At 57.5% G+C, this 24,637-nt stretch carries 24 protein-coding genes; all 24 read left to right on the top strand.

Features of this window, described 5'->3' with window-relative positions; genetic code table 11:
- Positions 1–566: 566 nt before the first annotated feature.
- The 24 genes from rpmH (at position 567) to PspS49_RS29515 (ending at position 24,618) form a co-directional block, all read left to right on the top strand.
- Entirely contained in the window at positions 567–701 is a 135-nt protein-coding gene (gene rpmH / locus PspS49_RS29630; RefSeq protein ID WP_003213577.1) for a 50S ribosomal protein L34, read from the top strand.
- Between the two features lie 16 nt (positions 702–717).
- Positions 718–1,119 (top strand): ribonuclease P protein component, encoded by a 402-nt coding sequence (gene rnpA, locus PspS49_RS29625; protein WP_016984072.1) that lies wholly within the window; start codon positions 718–720, stop codon positions 1,117–1,119.
- Positions 1,112–1,357: a membrane protein insertion efficiency factor YidD gene (gene yidD, locus PspS49_RS29620; protein WP_010465488.1), complete on the top strand. Its 246-nt coding sequence runs from the start codon at positions 1,112–1,114 to the stop codon at positions 1,355–1,357. The genes rnpA and yidD overlap by 8 nt, the downstream gene beginning before the upstream one ends.
- Positions 1,358–1,359: 2 nt before the next feature.
- Positions 1,360–3,042 (top strand): membrane protein insertase YidC, encoded by a 1,683-nt coding sequence (gene yidC, locus PspS49_RS29615; protein WP_095119693.1) that lies wholly within the window; start codon positions 1,360–1,362, stop codon positions 3,040–3,042.
- An 81-nt stretch (positions 3,043–3,123) separates the two neighbouring features.
- Positions 3,124–4,494, top strand: coding sequence for a tRNA uridine-5-carboxymethylaminomethyl(34) synthesis GTPase MnmE (mnmE, locus tag PspS49_RS29610; protein ID WP_160042437.1), 1,371 nt, complete (start codon positions 3,124–3,126; stop codon positions 4,492–4,494).
- 551 nt (positions 4,495–5,045) lie between these two features.
- Positions 5,046–6,944 carry a tRNA uridine-5-carboxymethylaminomethyl(34) synthesis enzyme MnmG gene (gene mnmG / locus PspS49_RS29605; protein WP_016984066.1) on the top strand — a complete coding sequence of 633 codons (1,899 nt, stop codon included), beginning with the start codon at positions 5,046–5,048 and terminating at the stop codon, positions 6,942–6,944.
- Entirely contained in the window at positions 6,941–7,585 is a 645-nt protein-coding gene (rsmG, locus tag PspS49_RS29600; RefSeq protein ID WP_150774626.1) for a 16S rRNA (guanine(527)-N(7))-methyltransferase RsmG, read from the top strand. The genes mnmG and rsmG overlap by 4 nt, the downstream gene beginning before the upstream one ends.
- 18 nt (positions 7,586–7,603) lie before the next feature.
- Positions 7,604–8,401 carry a ParA family protein gene (locus PspS49_RS29595; protein ID WP_007911909.1) on the top strand — a complete coding sequence of 266 codons (798 nt, stop codon included), beginning with the start codon at positions 7,604–7,606 and terminating at the stop codon, positions 8,399–8,401.
- 9 nt (positions 8,402–8,410) lie between these two features.
- The gene (locus PspS49_RS29590; protein ID WP_116028606.1) at positions 8,411–9,283 is read left to right on the top strand and encodes a ParB/RepB/Spo0J family partition protein; all 873 of its coding nucleotides are present in this window, start codon (positions 8,411–8,413) and stop codon (positions 9,281–9,283) included.
- Positions 9,284–9,431: 148 nt separating this feature from the next.
- Entirely contained in the window at positions 9,432–9,839 is a 408-nt protein-coding gene (locus tag PspS49_RS29585; protein WP_008084411.1) for a F0F1 ATP synthase subunit I, read from the top strand.
- Positions 9,840–9,855: 16 nt separating this feature from the next.
- Positions 9,856–10,725: a F0F1 ATP synthase subunit A gene (gene atpB, locus PspS49_RS29580; RefSeq protein WP_007911917.1), complete on the top strand. Its 870-nt coding sequence runs from the start codon at positions 9,856–9,858 to the stop codon at positions 10,723–10,725.
- Positions 10,726–10,858: 133 nt separating this feature from the next.
- Positions 10,859–11,116, top strand: coding sequence for a F0F1 ATP synthase subunit C (gene atpE, locus PspS49_RS29575; protein WP_003097235.1), 258 nt, complete (start codon positions 10,859–10,861; stop codon positions 11,114–11,116).
- 59 nt (positions 11,117–11,175) lie between these two features.
- The gene (locus tag PspS49_RS29570; protein ID WP_003229781.1) at positions 11,176–11,646 is read left to right on the top strand and encodes a F0F1 ATP synthase subunit B; all 471 of its coding nucleotides are present in this window, start codon (positions 11,176–11,178) and stop codon (positions 11,644–11,646) included.
- Between the two features lie 12 nt (positions 11,647–11,658).
- Entirely contained in the window at positions 11,659–12,195 is a 537-nt protein-coding gene (locus PspS49_RS29565; RefSeq protein WP_007911956.1) for a F0F1 ATP synthase subunit delta, read from the top strand.
- Positions 12,196–12,216: 21 nt separating this feature from the next.
- Positions 12,217–13,761 (top strand): F0F1 ATP synthase subunit alpha, encoded by a 1,545-nt coding sequence (gene atpA / locus PspS49_RS29560; protein ID WP_016984064.1) that lies wholly within the window; start codon positions 12,217–12,219, stop codon positions 13,759–13,761.
- Positions 13,762–13,811: 50 nt separating this feature from the next.
- Positions 13,812–14,672, top strand: a complete 861-nt coding sequence (gene atpG / locus PspS49_RS29555) for a F0F1 ATP synthase subunit gamma (protein WP_007911960.1) — start codon at positions 13,812–13,814, stop codon at positions 14,670–14,672.
- Positions 14,673–14,699: 27 nt separating this feature from the next.
- Positions 14,700–16,079, top strand: coding sequence for a F0F1 ATP synthase subunit beta (gene atpD, locus PspS49_RS29550; protein ID WP_007911961.1), 1,380 nt, complete (start codon positions 14,700–14,702; stop codon positions 16,077–16,079).
- 45 nt (positions 16,080–16,124) lie between these two features.
- On the top strand, positions 16,125–16,550 hold the full coding sequence (locus tag PspS49_RS29545) for a F0F1 ATP synthase subunit epsilon (RefSeq protein WP_053125284.1): 426 nt from the start codon (positions 16,125–16,127) through the stop codon (positions 16,548–16,550).
- Positions 16,551–16,668: 118 nt separating this feature from the next.
- Positions 16,669–18,036, top strand: coding sequence for a bifunctional UDP-N-acetylglucosamine diphosphorylase/glucosamine-1-phosphate N-acetyltransferase GlmU (gene glmU / locus PspS49_RS29540; protein ID WP_160042436.1), 1,368 nt, complete (start codon positions 16,669–16,671; stop codon positions 18,034–18,036).
- Between the two features lie 161 nt (positions 18,037–18,197).
- Positions 18,198–18,974 (top strand): DeoR family transcriptional regulator, encoded by a 777-nt coding sequence (locus PspS49_RS29535; protein ID WP_127930332.1) that lies wholly within the window; start codon positions 18,198–18,200, stop codon positions 18,972–18,974.
- Positions 18,975–18,976: 2 nt separating this feature from the next.
- Positions 18,977–20,809, top strand: a complete 1,833-nt coding sequence (gene glmS / locus PspS49_RS29530) for a glutamine--fructose-6-phosphate transaminase (isomerizing) (protein WP_160042435.1) — start codon at positions 18,977–18,979, stop codon at positions 20,807–20,809.
- 74 nt (positions 20,810–20,883) lie between these two features.
- Positions 20,884–21,810 (top strand): LysR family transcriptional regulator, encoded by a 927-nt coding sequence (locus PspS49_RS29525; RefSeq protein WP_160042434.1) that lies wholly within the window; start codon positions 20,884–20,886, stop codon positions 21,808–21,810.
- Positions 21,811–21,915: 105 nt separating this feature from the next.
- Positions 21,916–22,542, top strand: coding sequence for a glutathione S-transferase (locus tag PspS49_RS29520; protein ID WP_160042433.1), 627 nt, complete (start codon positions 21,916–21,918; stop codon positions 22,540–22,542).
- Between the two features lie 45 nt (positions 22,543–22,587).
- A complete protein-coding gene (locus PspS49_RS29515; RefSeq protein WP_160042598.1) occupies positions 22,588–24,618 on the top strand; it encodes a pyridoxamine 5'-phosphate oxidase family protein in 2,031 nt (676 codons plus the stop codon).
- Positions 24,619–24,637 lie beyond the last annotated feature (19 nt).

The following is a 24,637-nucleotide window of genomic DNA, read 5'->3' as shown; positions in this document are numbered from 1 at the left end:
GGATATCCCCTAAGTTGAAAGCCGGTGAGGCAAAAACAAGCGGCCATTGTAGCGGCGAGCCGTCCACTTATCCACATGCAGGTTGCGCGGTGACCATGATTTATCAATGCGTTAAATCGGAAAAAGGCGACCAACGGTGTGTGAATAAGCTCTGTGGATAACCACCTCTAAGGGCACTGGACAACTGGGGGTTGAACCCGGTAGATAACCTGCCTGTGGATAACAAGGCTTTCCACACACAGGTTATCCGATAGCGCAGCACAGGCTGACCACGGTTTTCCACTGTAGTTGTCATTCTCTGTACATCAGGTAACACATGGGCTGAGGTCACTTATCCACAGAAGAGGGCGTGCCTAGCTTTTATAAGCTTTACAGAAAAGCTTTAAATAATTCCCTTCTTTATTTTTATGTATGGCGAACAGGCAGTCCGGCAGAAATGCTCCAGATATCTATTTATAAGGAAACGCTGGTTGGAAATTGACCTGAAGGCTTGCTTTCTCTAGAATCCCCGGTCTCTTAAAACGGGGGCCATTCCGGCCCGTTGTGGACGAACCAGGTAACACGACATGAAACGTACTTTCCAACCAAGCACTATCAAACGCGCTCGTACCCACGGTTTCCGTGCTCGCATGGCTACCAAGAACGGCCGCGCAGTCCTGTCGCGTCGTCGCGCCAAAGGTCGTGCGCGTCTGGCAGTTTGATAATCCGGTACTGGAGGTGAGTCAGGACTTCAGTCGGGAAAAGCGTCTGCTTACCCCCCGGCATTTCAAGGCAGTCTTTGACTCCCCTACCGGCAAGGTTCCGGGGAAAAATCTCCTGCTCCTTGCACGCAACAACGATCTTGATCACCCCCGTCTCGGGCTGGTTATCGGGAAAAAGAGCGTAAAGCTCTCCGTTGAGCGCAATCGCCTCAAACGTTTGATGCGCGAATCGTTCCGTCTGCACCAGGATTCACTGGTCGGCTGGGATATCGTTATCGTCGCGCGCAAAGGTCTGGGCGATGTAGAAAACCCCGAATTGATTCAGCATTTCGGCAAGCTCTGGAAGCGTCTGGCACGCAGCAAGCCAGTTCCAGAAGTCAAAACCGAAACTGTAGGGGTAGACAGTACCGATGCGTAAACTGGCCCTCGTTCCGATCCAGTTTTATCGCTATGCCATTAGTCCTTTGATGGCCAGCCACTGTCGTTTCTACCCCAGTTGTTCCTGCTACGCGTATGAAGCCATCGAAAATCATGGCCTTCTGCGCGGTGGCTGGCTGACCTTTCGTCGTTTAGGTCGCTGTCATCCGTGGAATCCCGGTGGTTATGACCCGGTTCCACCTATCCCTACCTCCCGTTCTTCTTCGATGGCCGAGTAATCATGGATATCAAACGCACGATCCTGATCGTCGCCCTGGCAATCGTGTCCTACGTTATGGTTCTTAAATGGAACCAGGACTATGGCCAGGCTGCCCTGCCGACTCAGAATGTTGCTTCCAGTACGACTACATCCGGTTTGCCGGACACCGCCACTGGCAATAATGCTGCCGCCAGTGACGATATTCCGCGCGCCGCTAGCGATACCAGCGCACCTGCCGAAACTCCGGTAGCCGCCAGCAAGGATCTGATCCAGATCAAAACCGACGTGCTCGATCTCGCGATCGATCCACAAGGTGGCGATGTTGCTCAACTGACCTTGCCTTTGTATCCACGTCGTCAGGATCGTCCTGATGTTCCGTTCCAGCTGTTCGATAACGGCGGCGAACGTGTTTATCTGGCCCAAAGCGGTCTGATCGGCACCAATGGCCCGGATGCAAATCCGGCCGGTCGTCCGGTCTACTCCTCGGAGAAGAAGACTTATCAACTGGCTGACGGTCAGGACCAACTGGTCGTCGACCTGAAGTTCAGCAAGGACGGCGTCAACTACATCAAGCGTTTCACCCTGAAACGCGGCCTGTATGACGTAGCCGTTTCCTACATTGTGGATAACCAGAGCGCTCAGCCCTGGAATGGCGCGATGTTCGCGCAGTTGAAGCGCGATGCAAGCGCTGATCCTTCGTCCACAACCGCTACTGGCACCGCGACTTACCTGGGCGCCGCCCTGTGGACAAGTTCGGAGCCGTACAAGAAAGTGTCCATGAAGGACATGGACAAGGCACAGCTGAAAGAAACCGTAACCGGTGGTTGGGTAGCCTGGCTGCAACACTACTTCGTGACTGCGTGGATTCCGGCCAAGGGCGAAAACAACATCGTCCAGACCCGTAAAGACAGCAAAGGCAACTACATCATCGGTTACACCGGTCCAACACTGACCGCTGCTCCGGGTGCCAAAGTTGAAACCAGCGCTGTGCTGTACGCCGGTCCGAAAAGCCAGGCTGTATTGAAAGAGTTGTCCCCAGGTCTGGAACTGACCGTCGACTACGGCATTCTGTGGTTCATTGCCCAGCCAATTTTCTGGCTGCTGCAACACATCCACGCCATTGTCGGTAACTGGGGCTGGTCGATCATCTTCCTGACCATGCTGATCAAAGGTATTTTCTTCCCTCTGTCGGCTGCCAGCTACAAATCGATGGCGCGTATGCGTGCCGTTGCACCGAAACTGGCTGCTCTGAAAGAGCAACATGGCGATGACCGGCAGAAAATGTCGCAAGCCATGATGGAGCTGTACAAGAAAGAGAAGATCAACCCGCTGGGCGGCTGCTTGCCGATCCTCGTGCAGATGCCGGTTTTCCTTTCGCTGTACTGGGTTCTGCTGGAAAGCGTGGAAATGCGCCAAGCGCCGTTCATGCTGTGGATCACTGACCTGTCGATCAAGGATCCGTTCTTCATTCTGCCGATCATCATGGGCGCAACCATGTTCATCCAGCAGCAGCTGAACCCGACTCCGCCGGATCCGATGCAGGCGAAGGTCATGAAAATGATGCCAATCATCTTCACCTTCTTCTTCCTGTGGTTCCCGGCAGGTCTGGTGCTGTACTGGGTTGTGAACAACTGCCTGTCGATTGCACAACAGTGGTACATCACGCGTAAGATCGAAGCGGCGACGAAAAAAGCCGAGGCGTAACTTGCACTGTGGATAACACCACTCAAAACGCCCCCTAGTGGGGCGTTTTGCTATCTGCCACTTTTGTCTGGATTCCGGTTTATGAGCACACCTCGTGAAACCATCGCCGCTGTCGCCACTGCTCAAGGTCGCGGCGGTGTGGGCATCGTCCGTATTTCCGGGCCGCTGGCCAGCGTTGCCGCGAAAGCTATCAGCGGCCGTGAACTGAAACCGCGTTACGCCCATTACGGGCCGTTTTTCAGTGACGACCAGCAAGTGCTCGATGAAGGTCTGGCGCTGTATTTCCCGGGACCGAACTCGTTCACCGGCGAAGACGTTCTGGAACTGCAGGGCCATGGAGGCCCGATCGTGCTGGATATGTTGCTCAAGCGTTGCCTGGAATTGGGTTGCCGTCTGGCCCGTCCGGGTGAATTCAGTGAACGTGCCTTCCTCAATGACAAACTCGACCTGGCCCAGGCCGAAGCGATAGCCGATTTGATCGAGGCGAGTTCGGCACAGGCTGCACGCAATGCTCTGCGTTCTTTGCAAGGCGCTTTTTCCCAGCGTGTGCATAACTTGACCGAACAACTGATCGGTCTGCGCATTTACGTCGAAGCCGCCATCGACTTCCCCGAAGAGGAAATCGACTTCCTCGCCGATGGCCATGTGCTGAGCATGCTGGACAAGGTCCGCGATGAATTATCCACAGTACTGCGTGAAGCCGGGCAGGGCGCTTTGTTGCGCGATGGCATGACCGTGGTGATTGCCGGTCGTCCGAATGCCGGCAAGTCCAGCCTGTTGAATGCGTTAGCCGGTCGAGAAGCGGCGATCGTCACCGAGATTGCCGGCACCACCCGCGATATTCTGCGTGAACATATCCACATCGACGGCATGCCGTTGCACGTTGTCGATACCGCAGGTTTGCGTGATACCGACGATCAGGTGGAAAAGATTGGCGTTGAGCGCGCACTGAAAGCCATCGGCGAAGCGGATCGCGTCCTGCTGGTGGTCGATGCGACCGCTCCGGAAGCGCTGGATCCGTTTGCCCTGTGGCCAGAATTCCTTGAAACCCGGCCGGATCCGGCCAAAGTTACGTTGATCCGTAACAAGGCAGACCTGACGGGTGAATCCATTTCCCTGGAAGTCAGTGAAGATGGCCACGTGACGATCAGCCTGAGCGCCAAATCTGCAGGCAATGGCCTGGAACTGCTGCGCGATCACCTGAAGGCCTGTATGGGCTACGAGCAGACTTCGGAAAGCAGCTTCAGTGCTCGTCGCCGCCATCTGGAAGCGTTGCGCCATGCCAGTGCAGCCCTTGAACACGGTCGTGCACAACTGACTCTGGCCGGTGCCGGCGAGTTGCTGGCCGAAGACCTGCGTCAGGCTCAGCACTCTCTAGGGGAAATCACCGGGGCATTCAGCTCTGATGATCTGCTGGGACGGATCTTTTCCAGCTTCTGTATCGGTAAATAACCCCCCGCTTTCCACAGACAGGTCCATTCGCGACCTGTCTGCGCCTCTTATTTCTCAAATCTTTCTCCAGTGCCGGGCAGATTTCATCTCCCTGAGCGGATTTCTCGTGCCCGTTATTTCTTCATTCACCGCATTTCTGTGACTTAATCCCTGTGAATAACTGCCACTGAGGCCGGTTGATAACAGGGCCTCAAAACTGGATATAAACCCCTCTGTGGATAACCACCCCTTTAATCCACAGGCTTAAACCGGTTATCCAAGGCCCTCATTGGCACATGGTCACAGGGTTTTGAATCTCTGTACACATTGAATATAAAGGCCTGTAGCAATCTATCCACAGAAAGTATGCTCAGTAAGAATAAACATAAAAACAAAGGTTTTATAAATTTCTCTCTTTTTTATTCTTTTAACCTCGAGTTCTCCACAGCTGGTTAAATTTTGTGCAAAGGGTTCTTTAGGAAGGGCGAAGTCCCTATACTTGTCGACCAGGTCCAAAAACCTGATCTCAAACTATTCCTGAATTACCTACTTAAGCAGGCACGAGGTGCGTGGTGGATTTCCCTTCCCGTTTTGAAGTGATCGTCATCGGCGGCGGTCATGCCGGTACCGAGGCAGCACTGGCCTCAGCACGTATGGGGGCAAAAACCCTGTTGCTGACGCATAACGTGGAAACCCTCGGTGCCATGAGCTGCAACCCGGCCATTGGTGGCATTGGCAAAAGCCATCTGGTCAAGGAAATCGATGCCCTCGGCGGCGCGATGGCAACGGCCACCGATTTGGGCGGCATCCAGTTTCGCGTGTTGAACAGCCGCAAAGGCCCAGCCGTACGGGCGACTCGTGCGCAAGCCGACCGGATTCTGTACAAAGCCGCTGTCCGCGAAATCCTCGAAAACCAGCCGAACCTGTGGATATTTCAACAAGCCGCTGACGACTTGATCGTCGAGCAGGAACAAGTCCGTGGCGTGGTCACGCAAATGGGTTTGCGGTTCTTCGCCGATTCCGTGGTGTTGACCACCGGTACGTTCCTTGGCGGACTTATCCACATCGGTTTGCAGAATTTTTCCGGCGGCCGTGCCGGTGATCCGCCATCGATTGCACTGGCTCACCGTCTGCGTGAACTGCCATTGCGTGTCGGTCGCCTGAAAACCGGTACACCGCCGCGTATCGACGGCAAGTCTGTGGATTTCTCGGTGATGACCGAGCAACCGGGCGATACGCCGATTCCGGTGATGTCGTTCATGGGCAACAAAGAACAGCATCCACGCCAGGTCAGTTGCTGGATTACTCACACCAACGCCCGCACCCACGAAATCATTGCCGCGAACCTCGATCGTTCGCCGATGTATTCGGCTGCCGGTGAAATCGAAGGCATTGGCCCGCGCTATTGCCCATCGATCGAAGACAAGATCCACCGCTTTGCTGACAAGGAAAGTCATCAGGTGTTTATCGAACCGGAAGGTTTGACCACCCATGAGCTGTACCCGAACGGGATATCCACAAGCTTGCCGTTCGACGTGCAATTGCAGATCGTGCAATCGATCCGTGGCATGGAAAACGCACACATCGTGCGTCCGGGTTATGCGATCGAGTACGACTACTTCGATCCGCGCGACCTGAAGTACAGCCTCGAGACCAAAGTCATCGGCGGTCTGTTCTTTGCCGGACAAATCAACGGCACCACCGGCTACGAAGAAGCCGGCGCCCAAGGTTTGCTGGCGGGTGCCAACGCCGCACTGCGCGCCAAGGGCAAAGAAGCCTGGTGCCCACGTCGCGACGAAGCCTACATCGGTGTGTTGGTCGACGACCTGATCACCCTCGGCACCCAAGAGCCGTACCGCATGTTCACTTCCCGTGCCGAGTACCGCCTGATTCTGCGCGAGGACAACGCTGACCTGCGTCTGACCGAAAAAGGTCGCGAACTCGGCCTGGTCGATGACGCGCGTTGGGCAGCCTTCTGCAAGAAACGCGAAAGCATCGAACTCGAAGAGCAGCGCCTGAAAAGCACTTGGGTTCGCCCGAATACGCAGCAGGGCGATGCGATTGCCGAGAAATTCGGCACGCCGCTGACACATGAATACAATTTGCTCAATCTCTTGAGTCGTCCGGAAATCGACTACGCTGGTCTGGTCGAAGTGACCGGCAACGGCGCCGAAGATCCACAGGTCGCCGAGCAGGTTGAAATCAAGACCAAATACGCCGGTTACATCGATCGTCAACAGGACGAAATTGCCCGTCTGCGCGCCAGTGAAGACACGAAATTGCCTGTGGATATCGATTACACCAACATTTCCGGTCTCTCCAAGGAGATCCAGAGCAAGCTCGGCGCGACTCGACCAGAGACGCTGGGCCAGGCTTCGCGGATCCCGGGCGTGACCCCGGCAGCGATTTCGCTGTTGATGATTCATTTGAAAAAACGCGGCGCGGGCCGTCAGTTGGAGCAAAGCGCTTGAGTTCTAAGGTCACTTCGCAACACGCCGAAGAGTTATCCACAGGAGCCCGCGAGCTCGGTGTCAATCTCACTGAAGCCCAGCATGAATTGCTGCTGGGTTATCTGGCCCTGTTGATCAAATGGAACCAGGCCTACAACCTGACCGCCGTGCGCGATCCGGACGAAATGGTGTCGCGGCACTTGCTCGATAGTCTGAGCGTCATGTCGTTCATTGAAAACGGCCGCTGGCTCGACGTCGGCAGCGGCGGCGGCATGCCGGGTATCCCGTTGGCGATCCTGTATCCGGACGCGCAAGTGACCTGCCTGGACAGCAACGGCAAGAAAACCCGCTTTCTGACTCAGGTCAAACTCGAACTCAAACTGGATAACCTGCAAGTTATCCACAGTCGTGTCGAAGCCTTCCAGCCTGCTCAACCGTTCAACGGGATCATTTCCCGGGCGTTCAGCAGCATGGAGAACTTCACCAACTGGACTCGCCACTTAGGCGACGCCGATACACGCTGGCTGGCAATGAAGGGCGTTCATCCGGCCGATGAGCTGGTAGCATTGCCGGCAGACTTCAAACTCGATAGCGAACACGCCCTGGCCGTACCCGGTTGCCAAGGCCAACGCCATCTGCTGATACTGCGCCGCACGGCATGATTGGGAACACAAGCAAGAATGGCTAAGGTATTCGCGATAGCGAACCAAAAGGGTGGTGTGGGCAAGACCACCACCTGCATCAACCTCGCAGCATCCCTGGTCGCGACCAAGCGCCGGGTGCTGTTGATCGATCTCGATCCACAGGGCAACGCCACCATGGGTAGCGGTGTGGATAAGCACGGCCTGGAAAATTCGGTCTACGACCTGTTGATCGGCGAATGCGATCTGGCCCAGGCCATGCACTATTCCGAGCACGGCGGTTATCAACTGCTGCCGGCCAACCGCGATTTGACGGCGGCCGAAGTGGTTCTGCTGGAAATGCAGATGAAGGAAAGCCGTCTGCGCAGCGCGCTGGCGCCGATCCGCGAAAACTACGATTACATTCTGATCGACTGCCCTCCGTCGCTGTCGATGCTGACGCTGAACGCATTGGTTGCTGCAGACGGGGTCATTATCCCGATGCAGTGCGAGTACTTTGCGCTCGAAGGTCTCAGCGACCTTGTGGATAACATCAAGCGCATCGCCGAACTGCTCAATCCGAACCTGAAAGTCGAAGGCCTGCTGCGGACCATGTATGACCCGCGCCTGAGCCTGATGAATGACGTTTCGGCGCAGCTCAAGGAACACTTCGGCGAACAGCTCTACGACACGGTGATCCCGCGCAACATCCGTCTGGCCGAAGCGCCGAGCTACGGCATGCCGGCGCTGGCCTACGACAAACAATCGCGTGGCGCCCTGGCTTATCTGGCCCTGGCCGGCGAGATGGTTCGCCGTCAGCGCAAAAATTCACGCATCGCCGCCGCTCAGGCAACTTAAGGAATCCCCATGGCCGTCAAGAAACGAGGTCTCGGACGTGGACTGGATGCACTGCTGAGTGGTCCGACCGTCAGCGCGCTGGAAGAACAAGCCGCGCAGGCTGACACCCGTGAGTTGCAACACCTGCCGCTGGATCTGCTGCAGCGTGGCAAATACCAGCCGCGCCGGGATATGGATCCGCAGGCGCTGGAAGAACTGGCGGCGTCGATCAAGGCGCAAGGCGTGATGCAGCCGATCGTGGTGCGCCCGATTGGCGGGGGCCGCTTTGAGATCATCGCCGGTGAACGCCGCTGGCGCGCGAGCCAGCAAGCCGGGCAGGAAACCATCCCGGCAATGGTTCGCGATGTGCCGGATGAAACGGCGATCGCCATTGCGCTGATCGAGAACATCCAGCGCGAAGACCTCAATCCGATCGAAGAAGCGGTGGCCCTGCAGCGTTTGCAGCAGGAATTCCAGCTGACTCAGCAGCAAGTTGCCGAGGCTGTGGGTAAGTCCCGCGTCACTGTGGCTAACCTGTTGCGGCTTATTGCACTGCCGGAAGTCATCAAGACCATGTTGTCTCACGGCGACCTGGAAATGGGTCATGCCCGTGCTTTGCTCGGTCTGCCGGACAATCAGCAGGTGGAAGGGGCGCGACATGTTGTCGCACGCGGTCTTACCGTGCGCCAAACTGAAGCACTGGTTCGCCAGTGGTTGAGTGGCAAACCGGAGCCTGTGGAAGCGAGCAAACCCGACCCGGATATCGCCCGTCTCGAACAGCGTCTGGCCGAGCGCCTAGGCTCTGCGGTGCAGATTCGCCACGGGAAGAAGGGAAAGGGTCAGTTGGTGATCGGTTATAACTCGCTCGATGAGCTTCAAGGTGTGCTCGCACACATCCGCTGAAACATTTCCTCATGTAGCGCGCAGTCGGAAATCACTACCTGACAGTTGAATAGGGGCAGAACCGCCCCTATACTCTGCGCGCATTTTGTCGGCACAAATTATGCCAAGTTATTGAATTCTGGCAGCCGACCATTGGAGAGCAAACGTGATGGAAACCCGCAAGCCAAACCGCCTGCCGTTCCATCGCCTGGCGGTTTTTCCGGTGTTGATGGCTCAATTTGTCATTTTGCTCATTGCCGCTTTGGCGCTCTGGCAATGGCACGGAGTCGTTGCCGGATACTCGGGACTTTGCGGAGGCCTGATAGCCTTGCTGCCCAATGTTTATTTTGCTCACAAGGCATTTCGGTTTTCCGGCGCCCGAGCAGCCCAGTCCATCGTCCGGTCATTTTATGCCGGCGAGGCAGGCAAACTGATTTTGACGGCAGTGCTCTTTGCACTGGTGTTTGCAGGTGTGAAGCCACTGGCGCCGATAGCAGTATTCGGCGTGTTCGTGCTGACTCAGTCGGTCAGCTGGTTCGCTCCCCTGCTGATGAGAACAAGACTTTCGAGACCTTAGGGCGTTTGAGGCAACCATGGCAGAAACAACCGCTTCGGGCTATATCCAGCACCACTTGCAGAACCTGACCTTCGGTCAGCTACCTAACGGCGGCTGGGGCTTTGCCCATACCGCAGCAGAGGCCAAAGAAATGGGCTTCTGGGCTTTCCACGTCGATACTCTCGGCTGGTCGGTCGCGTTGGGTCTGATCTTCGTTCTTCTTTTCCGCATGGCGGCAAAGAAAGCGACTTCGGGTCAGCCGGGTGCTTTGCAGAACTTCGTTGAAGTATTGGTCGAATTCGTCGATGGCAGCGTGAAAGACAGCTTCCATGGCCGTAGCCCGGTGATTGCACCGTTGGCACTGACCATCTTCGTCTGGGTGTTCCTGATGAACGCCGTCGACCTGGTACCGGTCGACTGGATTCCTCAGCTGGCCATCCTGATCTCCGGCGACCACCACATCCCGTTCCGTGCCGTGTCGACCACCGACCCGAACGCGACCCTGGGCATGGCGTTCTCGGTTTTCGCACTGATCATTTTCTACAGCATCAAGGTCAAGGGCTTCGGCGGCTTCATCGGCGAACTGACCCTGCACCCGTTCGGCAGCAAGAACATCTTCGTTCAAGCCCTGCTGATCCCGGTGAACTTCCTGCTGGAATTCGTGACCCTGATCGCCAAACCGATCTCTCTGGCTCTGCGTCTGTTCGGCAACATGTATGCCGGCGAGCTGGTGTTCATTCTGATCGCTGTGATGTTCGGCAGCGGCCTGCTCTGGCTGAGCGGCCTGGGCGTTGTTCTGCAGTGGGCGTGGGCTGTGTTCCACATCCTGATCATCACGCTGCAGGCGTTCATCTTCATGATGCTGACCATCGTCTACCTGTCGATGGCGCACGAAGAAAACCATTAAGACCAGTCTCGACTAGTCTGATGTCCTTCCCGGTCAAACGGGAAGGGGCTCTTCACAGGGCACCTGAAACGATTTGTTTTACCGCTTTAATCTAAAAAACCTAAACCATACGACGTAAAAGTCGGGAGGAAAGATGGAAACTGTAGTTGGTCTAACCGCTATCGCTGTTGCACTGTTGATCGGCCTGGGCGCACTGGGTACCGCAATTGGTTTCGGCCTGCTGGGCGGCAAGTTCCTGGAAGGCGCAGCGCGTCAGCCAGAAATGGTTCCAATGCTGCAAGTTAAAATGTTCATCGTTGCCGGTCTGCTCGACGCCGTAACCATGATCGGTGTTGGTATCGCTCTGTTCTTCACCTTTGCGAACCCGTTCGTTGGTCAGATCGCTGGCTAATTACCCGGATTTTTCCGAGTAATTTGATGTGATGGACAACGTAACTGCGAGGTGTTGGCGTGAACATTAATGCGACCCTGATTGGCCAGTCCGTTGCGTTCCTGATTTTTGTACTGTTCTGCATGAAGTATGTATGGCCTCCGGTCATCGCTGCTCTGCACGAACGTCAAAAGAAGATCGCTGATGGTCTGGACGCTGCCAGCCGTGCAGCTCGCGACCTGGAGTTGGCCCAAGAAAAAGCGGGTCAGCAACTGCGCGAAGCGAAAGCTCAGGCAGCTGAAATCATCGAGCAAGCCAAGAAACGCGGTAACCAGATTGTCGAAGAGGCCGTTGAAAAGGCCCGTGTCGACGCTGACCGTGTGAAGGTTCAGGCTCAAGCCGAGATCGAACAGGAACTGAACAGTGTCAAAGACAAGCTGCGCGCCCAAGTGGGTTTGCTGGCTGTCGGCGGCGCCGAGAAGATCCTGGGTGCCACAATCGATCAAAACGCGCACGCAGAGCTGGTTAACCAACTGGCTGCTGAAATCTAAGCGAGGGCGATCATGGCAGAACTGACCACGTTGGCCCGACCTTACGCTAAGGCGGCCTTCGAGCACGCTCAGGCCCACCAGCAACTGGCCAATTGGTCAGCCATGCTCGGCCTGGCTGCAGCGGTGTCACAAGATGACACCATGCAGCGCGTGCTCAAGGCCCCGCGACTGACGAGCGCAGAAAAGGCCGCCACGTTTATTGACGTGTGCGGCGACAAGTTTGATGCCAAGGCACAGAACTTCATCAATGTCGTTGCCGAAAACGACCGTCTCCCGCTTCTGCCGGAGATTGCCGCTCTTTTCGACCTGTACAAGGCCGAACAAGAGAAGTCGGTAGACGTTGAAGTGACCAGTGCTTTTGCATTGAACCAAGAACAGCAAGACAAACTCGCCAAGGTTCTCAGTGCACGACTCAACCGGGAAGTGCGCCTGCAAGTTGCGGAGGATGCTGCCCTTATAGGTGGTGTCGTCATCCGCGCCGGCGACCTGGTTATCGATGGCTCGATTCGCGGCAAAATCGCGAAACTTGCCGAAGCATTGAAATCTTGAGTTTGAAGGGGCAGCAGAGCAATGCAGCAACTCAATCCTTCCGAAATAAGTGAAATTATCAAGGGCCGCATCGACAAGCTCGATGTGACCTCCCAAGCCCGTAACGAAGGCACTGTCGTCAGCGTATCTGACGGCATCGTGCGGATTCACGGTCTGGCCGACGTCATGTACGGCGAGATGATCGAGTTTCCGGGCGGCGTCTACGGTATGGCCCTCAACCTGGAGCAAGACTCCGTAGGTGCCGTTGTACTGGGCGCTTACCAGTCTCTGGCTGAAGGCATGAGCGCCAAGTGCACCGGCCGCATCCTCGAAGTTCCGGTTGGTAAGGAACTGCTGGGTCGCGTAGTCGACGCACTGGGTAACCCTGTTGACGGCAAAGGTCCACTGGGCAACACCGAGACCGACGCGGTCGAGAAAGTTGCACCGGGCGTGATCTGGCGTAAGTCGGTAGACCAGCCTGTACAGACTGGCTACAAGGCTGTCGATGCCATGATCCCTGTCGGCCGTGGCCAGCGTGAGCTGATCATCGGTGACCGTCAGATCGGTAAAACCGCTCTGGCGATCGACGCGATCATCAACCAGAAAGACAGCGGCATTTTCTGCGTCTACGTAGCCATTGGTCAGAAGCAATCGACCATCGCCAACGTGGTTCGCAAGCTGGAAGAAAACGGCGCCCTGGCCAACACGATCATCGTGGCTGCCAGTGCTTCGGAATCTCCTGCGCTGCAGTTCCTGGCACCGTACTCCGGTTGCACCATGGGTGAATTCTTCCGCGACCGCGGTGAAGACGCGCTGATCGTTTATGACGATCTGTCCAAGCAAGCAGTGGCTTACCGCCAGATTTCCCTGCTGCTGCGCCGTCCACCAGGCCGTGAAGCTTACCCAGGCGACGTGTTCTATCTCCACTCCCGTCTGCTGGAGCGCGCATCCCGCGTTTCGGAAGAATACGTAGAGAAGTTCACCAACGGCGCAGTGACCGGCAAAACCGGTTCGCTGACCGCACTGCCGATCATCGAAACCCAGGCTGGCGACGTTTCCGCGTTCGTTCCGACCAACGTGATTTCCATCACCGACGGTCAGATCTTCCTGGAATCGGCCATGTTCAACTCGGGCATCCGTCCTGCAGTGAACGCCGGTGTTTCGGTATCCCGTGTGGGTGGTGCCGCTCAGACCAAGATCATCAAGAAGCTGTCCGGTGGTATTCGTACCGCTCTGGCTCAGTACCGTGAACTGGCGGCATTCGCCCAGTTCGCTTCTGACCTGGACGAAGCGACCCGTAAGCAACTTGAGCATGGTCAGCGCGTTACCGAGCTGATGAAGCAGAAGCAATACGCACCAATGTCGATCGCTGACATGGCGCTGTCGCTGTATGCCGCTGAGCGTGGGTTCCTGACTGACATTGAAATCGCCAAGATCGGCAGCTTCGAACAAGCGCTGATTGCTTTCTTCAACCGCGATCACGCCGATTTGATGGCCAAGATCAACGTTAAAGGTGACTTCAATGACGAAATCGACGCTGGCATGAAAGCCGGTATCGAGAAGTTCAAGGCCACCCAAACCTGGTAAGCCGCAGCGGGAGCCGCGAGGCTCCCGCTTGCTAACCTGATAGGTGTTACATGGCAGGCGCAAAAGAGATTCGCAGTAAGATTGCGAGCATCAAAAGCACGCAAAAGATTACCAGCGCCATGGAAAAAGTGGCGGTCAGCAAAATGCGCAAGGCACAAATGCGCATGGCTGCTAGCCGTCCTTATGCGGAGCGTATCCGCCAGGTTATTGGGCATCTGGCCAACGCCAACCCGGAATACCGCCACCCGTTCATGATCGACCGCGAAATCAAGCGCGTTGGTTATGTTGTGGTGAGCAGTGACCGTGGTCTGTGCGGCGGCTTGAATACCAACCTGTTCAAGGCCCTGGTCAAGGACATGGCGGTAAACCGCGAAAACGGCGTCGAGATTGATCTGTGTGTCGTTGGTAGCAAGGGTGCGGCCTTTTTCCGCAACTTCGGCGGTAACGTCGTTGCAGCTATCAGCCACCTGGGTGAAGAGCCGTCGATCAATGATCTGATCGGCAGCGTCAAGGTGATGCTGGATGCCTACCTGGACGGCCGTATTGACCGCCTGTCCGTGGTGTCCAACAAGTTCATCAACACCATGACGCAACAGCCTACCGTGGAGCAGTTGATTCCATTGGTGGCGACCCCGGATCAGGATCTCAAGCACCACTGGGACTATCTCTACGAACCGGATGCCAAAGAGCTGCTTGACGGCTTGATGGTCCGCTACGTTGAGTCGCAGGTCTACCAGGCGGTGGTCGAGAACAACGCGGCTGAACAAGCTGCGCGGATGATCGCGATGAAGAACGCTACCGACAACGCCGGTGATTTGATCAGCGATTTGCAGCTGATCTACAACAAGGCGCGTCAGGCTGCGATCACCCAAGAGATCTCGGAAATCGTCGGCGGCGCTGCCGCGGTTTAACGGTTCAAATATTCAGAGGATCCAGCTATGAGTAGCGGACGTATCGTTCAAATCATCGGCGCCGTTATCGACGTGGAATTTCCACGCGACAGCGTACCGAGCATCTACAACGCGCTGAAAGTAGTGAGCGCGGCTGAAACCACTCTGGAAGTTCAGCAACAGCTGGGCGACGGCGTGGTTCGCACCATTGCGATGGGTTCCACCGAGGGCTTGAAGCGCGGTCTGGAAGTTACCGACTCTGGCGCAGCCATCTCCGTACCGGTCGGTAAAGCGACCCTGGGCCGGATCATGGACGTCCTCGGTAACCCGATCGACGAAGCTGGCCCGATCGACACCGAAGAGCGTTGGGGCATTCACCGTCCAGCGCCTTCGTTCGCTGAACAGGCAGGCGGCAACGACCTGCTGGAAACCGGCATCAAGGTTATCGACCTGGTTTGCCCGTTCGCCAAAGGCGGTAAAGTCGGTCTGTTCGGTGGTGCCGGTGTAGGCAAAACCGTAAACATGATGGAACTGATCCGTAACATCGCCATCGAGCACAGCGGTTATTCCGTGTTCGCCGGTGTGGGTGAGCGTACTCGTGAGGGTAACGACTTCTACCACGAGATGAAGGACTCCAACGTTCTGGACAAAGTGGCACTGGTTTACGGTCAGATGAACGAGCCGCCGGGTAACCGTCTGCGCGTAGCACTGACCGGCCTGACCATGGCCGAGAAGTTCCGTGACGAAGGTAACGACGTTCTGCTGTTCGTCGACAACATCTATCGTTACACCCTGGCCGGTACTGAAGTATCCGCACTGCTGGGCCGTATGCCTTCGGCAGTAGGTTACCAGCCGACCCTGGCTGAAGAGATGGGCGTTCTGCAAGAACGTATCACTTCGACCAAGGAAGGTTCGATCACTTCGATCCAAGCGGTATACGTACCTGCGGATGACTTGACCGACCCGTCGCCAGCGACCACCTTCGCCCACTTGGACGCCACCGTCGTTCTGTCCCGTGACATCGCTTCCCTGGGTATCTACCCGGCAGTAGATCCACTGGATTCGACTTCGCGCCAGCTGGACCCGAACGTAATCGGCCAGGACCACTACGACACCGCTCGCGGCGTTCAGTACGTTCTGCAACGTTACAAAGAGCTGAAGGACATCATCGCGATCCTGGGTATGGACGAGCTGTCGGAAGCCGACAAGCAGTTGGTAAACCGTGCTCGTAAGATCCAGCGCTTCTTGTCGCAGCCGTTCTTCGTGGCTGAAGTCTTCACCGGTGCTTCGGGTAAATACGTTTCCCTGAAAGACACCATTGCTGGCTTCAAAGGCATCCTCAACGGTGACTACGACCACCTGCCAGAACAAGCGTTCTACATGGTTGGCGGCATCGAAGAAGCGATCGAGAAAGCCAAGAAACTGTAATCCCGGCGCCCGGCAACGGGCGCTAATTTAGGTTGAGGCAATCAGATGGCTATGACAGTCCATTGCGATATCGTCAGCGCGGAAGGGGAAATCTTTTCCGGCCTGGTCGAGATGGTGATTGCGCACGGTGCACTGGGTGATCTTGGTATCGCTCTGGGTCACGCGCCGCTGATCACTAATCTGAAGCCAGGTCCGATCCGCCTGATCAAGCAAGGCGGGGAAGCCGAGGTGTTCTACATCTCCGGTGGTTTCCTCGAGGTTCAGCCGAACATGGTCAAGGTGCTTGCCGATACCGTGCAACGCGCCGCCGACCTGGATGAAGCTCAGGCTCAAGCAGCTCTCAAGGCTGCCGAGCATGCTCTGCATGAAAAGGGCGCTGATTTCGACTACAGCGCTGCGTCAGCACGTCTGGCCGAGGCTGCAGCTCAGCTGCGCACCGTCCAGCAGATCCGCAAGAAGTTTGGCGGTTAATCCGTCATCCGCTTGTTGTGCGATTGATAAAAAAGGGTAGCCTCGGCTACCCTTTTTTCTTTTCCGAATTCCCGAAACCCGGTCGCAGTTGCTGACCACCCAGGATTGGTAGCCAGTCATGTCTCTTGAAATCGTTATCCTCGCGGCCGGTCAAGGCACCCGTATGCGTTCGGCACTGCCGAAAGTACTGCATCCGATTGCCGGCAATTCCATGCTGGGGCATGTTATCCACAGTGCTCGGCAACTTGATCCACAGCGCATCCATGTCGTGATCGGCCATGGCGCGGATGTGGTGCGGGAACGTCTGGCCGCTGATGATCTGAATTTCGTCCTGCAGGACAAGCAACTCGGTACCGGTCACGCCACCGCTCAAGCGGTGCCGTTCATTACTGCCGATACCGTGCTGATCCTCTACGGTGACGTGCCGTTGATCGAAGTCGAAACCCTGCAGCGTCTGCTCAAGCACGTCGTGCCTGGGAAGATGGGTTTGCTCACCGTGGAACTGGACGACCCGACCGGTTACGGCCGTATCGTGCGCGATGCCGACGGCAAGGTCGCAGCCATCGTTGAACACAAAGATGCCAGCGAAGCGCAACGCGCAATTACTGAAGGTAATACCGGCATTCTCGCTGTCCCGGCCAATCGTCTGGCCGACTGGATGAGTCGCCTGTCGAACAACAATGCCCAAGGCGAGTACTACCTGACCGACGTGATCGAAATGGCGGTGAGTGATGGCCTGGTTGTCGCCACCGAACAACCGCACGATCCGATGGAGGTGCAGGGCGCCAACGATCGCAAGCAACTGTCCGAGCTGGAGCGCCACTACCAGTTGCGCGCTGGCCGTCGGTTGATGGCCCAAGGCGTCACCCTGCGTGACCCGGCGCGTTTCGACGTGCGAGGCGAAGTCACCGTGGGTCGCGACGTGCTGATCGACATCAACGTGATCCTCGAAGGTAACGTTGTCATCGAAGACGACGTGGTGATCGGCCCGAACTGTGTGATCAAGGACAGCACCCTGCGCAAAGGTGTGGTGATCAAGGCCAACTCGCACATTGAAGGTGCCGTTCTGGGCGAGGGCAGTGATGCCGGACCATTTGCGCGTCTGCGTCCAGGCACCGTGCTCGAAGCGCGTGCGCATGTGGGTAACTTTGTTGAACTGAAAAATGCCCGCATGGGCGAAGGCGCCAAGGCAGGTCATCTGACTTATCTGGGTGATGCCGAAATCGGTGCGCGTACCAACATCGGCGCCGGCACCATCACCTGCAACTATGATGGCGCCAACAAGTGGAAAACCGTGCTGGGTGCTGACGTGTTCATCGGTTCCAATAATTCGCTGGTCGCGCCTGTGGATATCTCCGACGGTGCAACCACGGCGGCCGGGTCGACCATTACGCAGAATGTGGATAACGCACAGTTGGCCGTGGGCCGAGCGCGGCAGAGGAATATCGACGGCTGGAAGCGGCCGGAGAAGATCAAGAAGAGCTGAGTTATCCACAGCGGCTTTTTGAAGATCAGAAAATCGCAGCCTTCGGCAGCTCCTATGGGGACTGTTGAGGGTTGCGTTTTTTTTTGGACGACAGCTTGACGATTTAGAGCCGATAGGTTTTGATTGCTTCCATTATCTTTCGAATCGAAACTTAAGTCGCCATGTCGAAACGCAACACGCCGCAACGCCGCCACAACATCCTCGCCTTGCTCAACGAGCAGGGCGAAGTCAGTGTGGATGAACTGGCCAAGCGCTTCGAAACCTCCGAAGTTACGATTCGCAAGGATCTCGCCGCGCTGGAAACTCATGGTCTGTTGCTGCGCCGCTACGGTGGGGCGATCACCATGCCGCAGGAACTGGTCGCGGAAACTGCGCAGAGCGTTTCCAAATACAAACAGGCGATTGCCCGCGCGGCGGTGAAACGCATCCGCGAACACGCGCGGATCATCATCGACAGCGGCAGTACCACCGCTGCAATGATCCCGGAACTTGGCCAACAGCCAGGCCTGGTGGTGATGACCAACTCCCTGCACGTCGCCAACGCCTTGAGCGAACTTGAGCACGAACCGGTGCTGTTGATGACCGGTGGCACCTGGGATCCGCATTCGGAATCCTTTCAGGGCCAGGTTGCCGAGCAAGTACTACGCTCTTACGACTTCGACCAGTTATTCATCGGCGCCGATGGCATCGATCTGGTGCGTGGCACCACCACCTTCAATGAGCTGCTCGGTTTGAGCCGGGTCATGGCTGAAGTGGCGCGGGAAGTCATCGTCATGGTCGAGGCCGACAAGATCGGTCGCAAGATTCCCAATCTGGAGCTGCCATGGAGCAGCGTCCATACCCTAATTACCGATGATCGCCTGCCTAGCGAGGCACGCGATCAGATTCAGGCCCGCGGTATCACCGTGATTTGCGCGGCTGTCAGTCAGGAGAAATAAGCATGTGTGGAATTGTCGGCGCAGTTGCTGAACGTAATATCACCGCCATCCTGCTCGAAGGTCTCAAGCGCCTTGAATACCGCGGCTACGACAGCGCCGGTGTCGCGGTCTTCACCAACGACGAAACCCTCGAGCGCATGCGTCGCCCGGGTAAAGTCAGCGAACTCGAAGCGGCGCTGGCCGAACACCCGTTGGTCGGCCGTCTGGGCATTGCCCACACCCGCTGGGCAACCCACGGCGCACCCTGCGAACGCAACGCCCACCCGCATTTCTCCGGCGACATCGCGGTGGTGCACAACGGCATCATCGAAAACCACGAAGCCCTGCGTGATCAACTGAAAGCGCTGGGTTACGTGTTTACTTCGGACACCGATACCGAAGTTATCGCCCATCTGCTCAACCACAAGCTCAAGGATCAGCCTGACCTGAGCGTCGCTCTCAAGGCGACGGTCAAGGAATTGCACGGTGCTTATGGTCTGGCAGTGATCAATGCCAAGCAGCCGGATCGTCTGGTTGCCGCGCGCAGTGGCAGTCCGTTGGTGATTGGGCTGGGTCTGGGCGAGAACTTCCTCGCCTCCGATCAGTTGGCGCTGCGTCAGGTCACTGACCGCTTCATGTACCTGGAAGAAGGCGATATCGCCGAAATTCGCCGCGATAACGTGCAGATCTGGGACATCAACGGCAACGTCGTCGAGCGCCAGACCGTGCAGTACAGCGACGGTGCCGAAGCCGCCGACAAAGGTGAATACCGCCACTACATGCTCAAGGAAATCCACGAGCAACCAGCCGTTGTGCAGCGCACCCTCGAAGGTCGCCTGAGCAACGATCAAGTGCTGGTTCAAGCGTTCGGCCGACAAGCGGCCGAGTTGTTCGCCAAAGTGCGCAACGTACAGATCGTCGCCTGCGGCACCAGCTATCACGCGGGTATGGTCGCGCGTTACTGGCTTGAAGAACTGGCCGGCATTCCGTGCCAGGTCGAAGTCGCCAGCGAATTCCGCTACCGCAAAGTGGTGGTGCAGCCGGACACCTTGTTCGTGACCATCTCGCAGTCCGGCGAAACCGCCGACACCCTTGCGGCGCTGCGCAATGCCAAGGAGCTGGGCTTCCTCGCCAGCCTGGCCATCTGCAACGTTGGCATCAGCTCGCTGGTGCGCGAATCCGACCTGACCCTGCTGACCCAGGCCGGCCGCGAAATCGGCGTCGCCTCGACCAAAGCCTTTACCACGCAATTGGTCGGTCTGCTGTTGCTGACCCTGTCGCTGGGTCAGGTTCGCGGCACGTTGGCCAATGGCGTTGAAGCCCGTCTGGTCGAAGAACTGCGTCGCCTGCCAACCCGTCTCGGTGAAGCACTGGCCATGGACAGCACCGTGGAAAAAATCGCCGAGCTGTTCGCCGAGAAGAACCACACCCTGTTCCTCGGTCGTGGCGCGCAATTCCCGGTGGCAATGGAAGGTGCGCTGAAACTCAAGGAAATCTCTTATATTCACGCCGAAGCCTACCCGGCCGGCGAGCTGAAGCACGGCCCTCTGGCACTTGTGGATAACGACATGCCCGTGGTCACCGTGGCGCCAAACAACGAACTGCTGGAAAAGCTCAAATCCAACCTGCAGGAAGTCCGCGCCCGTGGTGGCGAACTGATCGTGTTCGCCGACGAGAAAGCCGGGATGAGCAACGGCGAAGGCACCCACGTGGTGCAGATGCCACATATCCACGACATCCTCTCGCCGATCCTCTACACGGTTCCGCTGCAGCTGCTGTCGTACTACGTTGCGGTGCTCAAGGGCACGGACGTCGATCAGCCGCGTAATTTGGCGAAGTCGGTGACGGTGGAATAAGTTATCCACAGCTGACCTACGCACAAAAAATCGCAGCTTCGGCTGCGATTTTTGTATCTGACTCGAGAGGCACCATGGACCGCTTCCAGGAAATGCACATCTTCACCACTGTCGCGCAAGAGCAAGGCTTCTCTGCGGCCGCGCGGCGTCTGGGTCTCTCTGCGGCGAGCGTGACGCGGGCGATCGCGGCGCTGGAGTTGCGGATCGGTACGCAGTTGCTGATTCGCACCACGCGCAGTGTGCATTTGAGCGAAGCGGGGCAGCGTTATCTGGAAGACTGTCGGCGGATTCTCGCCGAAGTGCAGGAAGCCGAGGATTCGGCGGCGGGCAGTCATGCCGAGCCGCGTGGACAACTGACGGTGACGGCGCCGGTGTTGTTCGGTGATTTGTTTGTGACGCCGGTGATGGCGAGTTATCTCGCGCAATATCCGGATGTCACGATTAACGCCGTGCTGGTCGATCGGATCGTCAATATGGTCGAGGAGGGCATCGATGTGGCGGTGCGCATCGGTGATCTGCCGGACAGCAGTCAGCATGCGATTCGGGTGGGTGAGGTGCGTCGGGTCATCTGCGGCTCGCCAGCCTACTTTGCCAGGTATGGTCGACCGGTTCATCCCCACGCTCTGGCGGGAGCGCCGGTGGTGGCGACTTCAGCGATTGGTCAGCAACGCAGTTGGCCGTTTCTCGTCGGGGGCGAACCGCTCAGCGTGCGTCCTGAGCCGCGTCTGATCGTTACCGCCAATCAGGCTGCGATTACAGCGACTTGCATGGGCTTGGGTTTGACTCGAGTGTTGTCCTATCAAGTGGCGAGCCAGGTTGCCGCCGGCACACTGGAAATCGTCCTCGCGGAATTCGAACTGCCGCCGCTGCCGATCCATGTCGTGTATCAGGGGGGGCGCAAGGCTCCAGCGCGGATCCGCAGTTTTGTCGATTTCACGGCAGAGGCTTTGCGCGAACATCCAGCGTTGAAAAATGCAGCGTTATTGCACGAAGTGAAATAATCGATTGCGTTTGCTGGTGATTCTGTTGTTTTCGCGATCAGCGCAAGATGACCTCCATCGGCGCGCTCATCCCCGCAGCGGCGCCCCTGTTCAGCGGAGTCGACCATGCAAGCGATCAAACTCTACAACTTTCCACGTTCCGGCCACGCCCACCGTGTCGAGCTGATGTTGTCCCTGCTGCAATTGCCGACCGAGCTGATCTTTGTCGATCTGGCCAAAGGTGAGCATAAGCAGCCGGCGTATCTGGCGATCAACAGCTTCGGGCAGGTGCCGGCAATCGATGACGACGGCGTGGTGCTGGCCGATTCCAACGCAATTCTGGTGTATCTGGCGCAGAAATACGGCAATGGTCGTTGGCTGCCCGCTGACCCGGTGGGTGCGGCGCGGGTGCAGCGCTGGCTGTCGGCGGCCGCCGGGCCGATTGCGTTCGGACCCGCTGCGGCGCGACTGGTCACGGTGTTTGGCGCACAACTGAATGCTGAAGAAGCCATTACTCGTGCGCACAACCTGCTCAAGGTAATGGACGCCGAGTTAGGTAAAACGGCGTATCTGGCCGGCGCCGAACCGACCATTGCCGACGTGTCGGCCTACAGTTACATCGCCCATGCGCCGGAAGGCAACGTGTCGCTGGATGATTACGCCAACGTCCGCGCCTGGCTGGCCCGGGTTGAAGCCTTGCCCGGTTTCGTCGGCATGCCACGCACGGTTGCCGGTCTGCAAACCGCAGTCTGATTCTCACAATCCACGCTGTGCCGAGGGTGCAGAGGAGAGGTCATGATGGAACGTTCACCGTGGCACGCTGGCGAGCAACAGTTGCAAGCGAGAGTCGGGGTTGCCGAACGCATGGAAGCCTTCGGGCGTAAGGTGATTCGCACCTGGATGCCGGACCAGCACCGTGAGTTCTATCAGCAATTACCCTTCATGTTGTACGGCGCCGTTGATGCAGATGGGCGCCCGTGGGCCAGTGTGCTCGAAGGCGCGCCGGGGTTTGCCTATTCGCCGGATCCCGGGCATCTGCATTTCGCCAGCCAGCCTGCTGCCGATGACCCGGCGCAACTGCGTAACGGCGAACCGATCGGCTTGCTCGGCATCGAGTTGCACACCCGCCGGCGCAATCGCCTCAATGGTCATGTCGGCAATCTGAGCGCTCATGGTTTTGATGTGAGCGTGGATCAAGCCTTCGGCAACTGCCCGCAGTACATTCAACTGCGCCAGTTTCAGCGTGTGCCGTTGACGGATCCGCAGACGCGTCCGGCTGAGCATCTGAAAGGCCTCGATGATGCGGCCATCGCGCTGATCGAATGCGCCGATACTTTTTTCGTCGCCAGTTATGTGGATGTCGACGGCCAGCGGGCAGTGGATGTTTCTCATCGTGGCGGCCAGGCCGGGTTCGTGCGGGTGGAGGGCAATCGTCTGACCATCCCCGATTTCGCCGGCAATCTGCACTTCAACACCCTCGGCAATTTGCTGCTCAACCCCAAGGCTGGTCTGTTGTTCATCGACTTTTCCACAGGCGACGTGCTGCAACTCAGCGGGCGTACCGAGATCATTCTTGAAGGCCCGCAGATTGAGGCGTTTCAAGGTGCTGAACGCCTGTGGACATTTGATGTGGAAAAACTGGTGCGGCGCCCGGCGGCATTGGCCTTGCGCTGGCGCTTCGACGGCATGTCGCCGACCAGTCTGTTGACCGGTAACTGGGCCGAGGCGGACGCACGTTTACAGGCGCAGGCGCTGGGCAATCAATGGCGGCCACTGCGGGTGGCGAAGATCGAAGCGGAGAGTCAGCACATTCGCTCGATCTATCTGGAGCCCGCCGACGGTGCCGGTTTGCCGGTGTTTCTTGCCGGTCAGCATCTGCCGCTGCGTTTCACTCTCGATGGCGAGGTGCACATCCGCACTTACAGCCTTTCGAGTGCGCCGTCGGATGGGTTCTACCGCATTAGCGTCAAGCGCGAGGGCCTGATTTCATCGCATCTGCATGAGCAAATTAATGTCGGCGATGTGCTGGAAGCGCGGGCGCCGCAGGGGCATTTCACCGTGAAGCCGTTGGAGCACCGCCCTTTGGTGTTGTTGGCGGCCGGTGTAGGAGTCACGCCTTTGCTGTCGATGCTGCGCGAGGTGGTGTACCAAGGCCTACGGACGCGAAGGATTCGTCCGACGCTGTTGTTGCAGAGTTCACGCAGCTTGGCCGATCAACCGTTTCGCCAGGAGCTGGATCGGTTGCTCGAAACGGCAGGCGATTCGGTACGAGTTCTGCGTTTGCTCAGCCAGCCGGAAGCTGAACTGCACGAAGGTGAGGATTTCGATCTGTCGGGGCGTATCGACGCGCAAGTGCTGAGAAACGTGCTGGATGCCGATGATTTCGATCAGCTCGACTTTGTCCTCTGCGGCCCCGGCGGTTTTACTCAAGGCTTGTACGACACCCTGCGCGAACTGGACGTGCGCGATGCGCAGATTCATGCGGAAACCTTCGGCCCGTCGACGCTGAAACGTCAGGCTGATCCGGACGCGATCGTCATCGAACAACCGCCCGCTGCGACCACATCGGTGCCGGTGGTGTTCGAGCGTTCGGCGAAAGAGGCGCGTTGGCAGCCGGATGGCGGGAGTTTGCTGGAACTGGCGGAAAGTCGCGGGTTACGTCCGGAATTCAGTTGCCGGGGAGGTTCTTGCGGTACCTGCAAGACCCGGCTGGTCAGCGGTGCAGTGAATTATCCACAGGTGCCGGCAGACGTTCCGGAAGCGGGTCACGTGCTGATCTGCTGCGCGGTCCCGGCACAAAGCCCGCAACCGCTGATCCTTGACCTGTAACTGAAAACACCACAACACC

It is taken from the genome of Pseudomonas sp. S49, from assembly GCF_009866785.1.
Taxonomy (GTDB): domain Bacteria; phylum Pseudomonadota; class Gammaproteobacteria; order Pseudomonadales; family Pseudomonadaceae; genus Aquipseudomonas.
Note: the sequence above shows the minus strand (reverse complement) of the source record. Positions and strands in the feature narration are given on the sequence as shown.